The 3283-nt window shown below is 67.3% G+C and carries 5 protein-coding genes; 3 read left to right on the top strand and 2 right to left on the bottom strand.

All coding sequences use genetic code 11. The features are described 5' to 3' along the window. Window positions 1-196 (bottom strand): CoA-transferase (locus tag J7E68_RS17775; RefSeq protein WP_311417330.1); only part of this gene is annotated, 196 nt, incomplete at its 3' end. A gap of 103 nt (window positions 197-299) precedes the next feature. Between J7E68_RS17775 and J7E68_RS17770 the strand changes: the two genes are divergently transcribed. The 3 genes from J7E68_RS17770 to J7E68_RS17760 are packed head-to-tail and all read left to right on the top strand — an operon-like array spanning window position 300 to window position 2783. Next, on the top strand, window positions 300-1088 hold the full coding sequence (locus tag J7E68_RS17770) for an IclR family transcriptional regulator (protein WP_215174841.1): 789 nt from the start codon (window positions 300-302) through the stop codon (window positions 1086-1088). A gap of 34 nt (window positions 1089-1122) precedes the next feature. Further along, window positions 1123-1560 carry a MarR family winged helix-turn-helix transcriptional regulator gene (locus J7E68_RS17765; protein WP_215174839.1) on the top strand — a complete coding sequence of 146 codons (438 nt, stop codon included), beginning with the start codon at window positions 1123-1125 and terminating at the stop codon, window positions 1558-1560. Then, window positions 1557-2783 carry an MFS transporter gene (locus J7E68_RS17760; protein WP_215174837.1) on the top strand — a complete coding sequence of 409 codons (1227 nt, stop codon included), beginning with the start codon at window positions 1557-1559 and terminating at the stop codon, window positions 2781-2783. The genes J7E68_RS17765 and J7E68_RS17760 overlap by 4 nt, the downstream gene beginning before the upstream one ends. A 3-nt stretch (window positions 2784-2786) precedes the next feature. On the opposite strand, the gene J7E68_RS17755 is transcribed toward J7E68_RS17760, so the two are convergent. After that, window positions 2787-3197: a hypothetical protein gene (locus J7E68_RS17755; protein ID WP_215174836.1), complete on the bottom strand. Its 411-nt coding sequence runs from the start codon at window positions 3195-3197 to the stop codon at window positions 2787-2789. Between the last annotated feature and the right edge of the window lie 86 nt (window positions 3198-3283).

The raw sequence follows: 3283 nt of genomic DNA, 5'->3' as shown, positions 1-3283 counted from the left end.
GAAGGATTCCCAAGCCCCAGTCATCGACACCGCAGTTGTTGCTCACCACACTGAGGTCGAGGGTTCCCTGGGCGAGTAGCGCCTCGATCAGTGCGATCGGGTTTCCGGAGAGTCCGAATCCGCCGACCGCGAGAGACGAACCGTCGGCGATGTCGGCGACGGCCTCGGCTGCAGAGCCCCACTCTTTGTCGATCACATGTGCTCCTTCGCAGACGGGATCCTTCCAGCATCCGCCTCACGGACCGCTGAGGAAAGGCGATGCTTGCGATATGGACGATCGACGACGTAGCGTCCACATCATGGAATCCTCCCCAGATCGAGTGCCCGGCACCCAGGCGATCTCGCGTGCGGCCTCGCTGCTCCGGCTCGTCACCGCGAGCGGTCCGGAGGGCGCGGCGCTGCACGACCTGGCACTGGCCGCCGACCTGTCGCGCCCGACGGCCCATCGCATCCTTTCGGCATTGCGCGCCGAGGGTCTCGTCGATCGCGATCCGGACAGCACTCGGTGGATGCCCGGCCCCGAGCTCTTCCTCATGGGTTCGGTCGCTGCGGCTCGATACGACATCACCGCACAGGCACGCGACATCGTGCGCTCCCTGGCCGTCAAGACCGAGGAGAGTGCGTTCCTGTCGGTGCGCAGGGCCGATGAGACCGTGTGCCTCCTCCGCGAAGAAGGTTCGTTCCCCATCCGATCCTTCGTGCTCAGCGAGGGAGTGCGATTCCCGCTGGGAGTCGCGAGCGCAGGACTCGCCATCCTCGCATTCCTCCCCGACCACGATGTGGACGCCTACCTGTCCCGTCACCCCGATCTCGAGACCCAGTGGGGACGCGCACACGCCGATGCCGCGCTAAGAACGCGCCTCACCGACACCCAGGAGCGCGGATACGCGGTGAACCCCGGACTCATCGTGGAAGGCAGCTGGGGGCTCGGGGCGGCGGTCTTCGATCGATCCGGACGCCCGGAGTGGGCACTGAGTCTCACCGGTGTCGGTTTCCGATTCGGCCCCGACCGTATCGCCGACCTGGGAAGGACGCTGCTCGCGCACGCGCACCAGCTGTCTGCGAGGGTCGCCAACTCCCGTCGCTGAACCAATACATATCAAGAGGTATATACTTCTTGGTATGAATCGTCAGGATGTCATACCCTCACTGGTCCTCTCGGGCTATGCACTGGGACGAATCGCCGCACAGGAAGCCGGCAACGATGCTCCCGCCGCGCAATGGCGGGTACTGAACCTGCTCGAGCAGGCAGGACCGAAGAGAGTCGGAGAGCTCGCCGCGGCAGCCCGTACGACGCAGCCGGGGATGACCCGCCTCATCGGGCATCTCGAGCGAGACGGTCTGGTGCTGCGCTCCCCCGTGGCGGAGGACTCCCGGGCGATCGCCGTGGACATCACCGCATCGGGGTCGCGCGCACTGGCGGCGTGGCGCGAGGAATTCCGCGACACGCTCGCGCCCCGGTTCGCCTCCCTCGGAGACGACGACTGGGCCGCCCTCAGGCGCGCCGCCGAAATCCTCGCCGCCCATACCGCCATCGACTCGACAGGAGCCTCAGAGTGAACACCCCCGCCACCTCAGTGTGGAAGCAGCCGGCCCAGGTCTGGGCGGTCGCCTTCGCGTGCGTCGTCGCCTTCATGGGAATCGGGTTGGTGGATCCGATCCTTCCCGCCATCGCGGAATCGCTGCAGGCGAGCCCGTTCGAGACGGAGCTGCTCTTCACGAGCTACCTCGCCGTCACGGGTCTCGCGATGCTCGTCACCAGCTGGATCTCGAGTCGGATCGGCGCCAAGAAGACGCTGCTCATCGGACTCGCGCTCATCGTGGTCTTCGCCCTGCTGTGTGCTCTCAGCGGCAGCGTCGATGCCGTCATCGGCTTCCGCGCCGGGTGGGGTCTCGGTAACGCGCTCTTCATCTCGACCGCACTGGCGACGATCGTCGGCGCGGCATCGGGCGGCAGCAGTGCGGCGATCATCCTGTACGAAGCCGCACTCGGCCTCGGCATCGCGATCGGACCGCTGCTCGGCGGCCTCCTGGGCGAGCAGAGCTGGCGCGCGCCGTTCTTCGGTGTCGTCGTGCTCATGGCGATCGCGTTCCTCGCCGTCCTCGTGCTGCTGCGCGGCCCTGGCGAGAAGCGCGCCCCCGAGCCGTTCTCGGCGCCGTTCACGGCGCTCGGGCGCCCGGCGCTGGCCGTTCTCGCGATCGCCGCGTTCTTCTACAACATCGGCTTCTTCATCCTTCTCGCCTTCTCGCCTTTCCCCCTGGGCTTCGGCGCGATGGGCATCGGCTTCACCTTCTTCGGATGGGGTCTGGCCCTCGCGATCACGAGCGTGTGGGTCGCGCCTCTGATGATGCGCCGCATGTCTCGCACCGCTGTCATCCTCAGCGTCCTTCCCCTTCTGGCGGTCGATCTGGTCGTCGCCGGGTTCCTGGTGGAGTCCGCGGCGGCGCTCGTCGTGTGCATCGTCATCGGCGGCCTGCTTCTCGGCATCATGAACACCGTGCTCACCGAGGCCGTGATGGAGGCGACCGACCTTCCTCGCTCCGTGGCTTCCTCCGCATACTCCTCGGTGCGGTTCCTCGGCGGAGCGATCGCTCCGCCGCTCGCCGCGGCCCTGTGGCACGCGTTCAATGCCACGGTGCCCTACCTGGTCGCGGCGATCGCCGTGCTCCTCGCGGCGCTCACCGTGTTCATCGGACGGAAGGTGCTCCGCCACATCGACGACCAGCCCGAGGACCCTGCACTCGAAGACGCAGAGGCGATGCTCCTCGGCGACGCCGCCTGAGTGCTACTTCACCGTGACGGTGATCTCGGCCGTCTCCTGGTCACTCACGTCCTCCGGCACCGAGCCGCGGAAGTGGTACTCGAATCGGATCACGGTCGTGCCGTCGCCGACCGCAGGGAAACGGAATGACAGCTCACTCGAAGCGCCCGCCTCGCCGTCCTCTCCCAGATAACGCGACCGCTGCTCCCCCGGTCCGAGGACGGCGGGGTCGGGCTCTCGGGTGATCACCCATTCGTCCCCCACGGTGTGATTGACCTCGCCGAAATCGACGACGAGCCCCTCACCGGGGGCGAGCGTGACGGACGAGGTCGAGTGATCCACCGTTCGCTCCGGCGCGCCCGCGCAGCCTGTCAGGCCGCCGGTGAGCAGTGCGACGATCGCTCCCGCGGCGAATGCCGTCCGAAGTCTCCCCATGGCCAGCCCCCAAGCGTTTGCATCACGCTAGCGCACAGGATGCTCTGCGACGGCCATCGACGCAGACGCAGAAAAGCCCCGATGAC

Source organism: Microbacterium sp. ISL-103 (genome assembly GCF_018613995.1).
Classification (GTDB): Bacteria; Actinomycetota; Actinomycetes; order Actinomycetales; family Microbacteriaceae; genus Microbacterium.
This window is presented reverse-complemented; position numbering and strand designations above follow the sequence as displayed.

Excerpts from the sequence above, each read along its gene's own strand:
- J7E68_RS17770 (WP_215174841.1), top strand. The coding sequence starts at position 300 with ATGGAATCCTCCCCAGATCGAGTGCCCGGCACCCAGGCGATCTCGCGT.
- J7E68_RS17755 (WP_215174836.1), bottom strand. The coding sequence starts at position 3,197 with ATGGGGAGACTTCGGACGGCATTCGCCGCGGGAGCGATCGTCGCACTG.
- J7E68_RS17765 (WP_215174839.1), top strand. The coding sequence starts at position 1,123 with ATGAATCGTCAGGATGTCATACCCTCACTGGTCCTCTCGGGCTATGCA.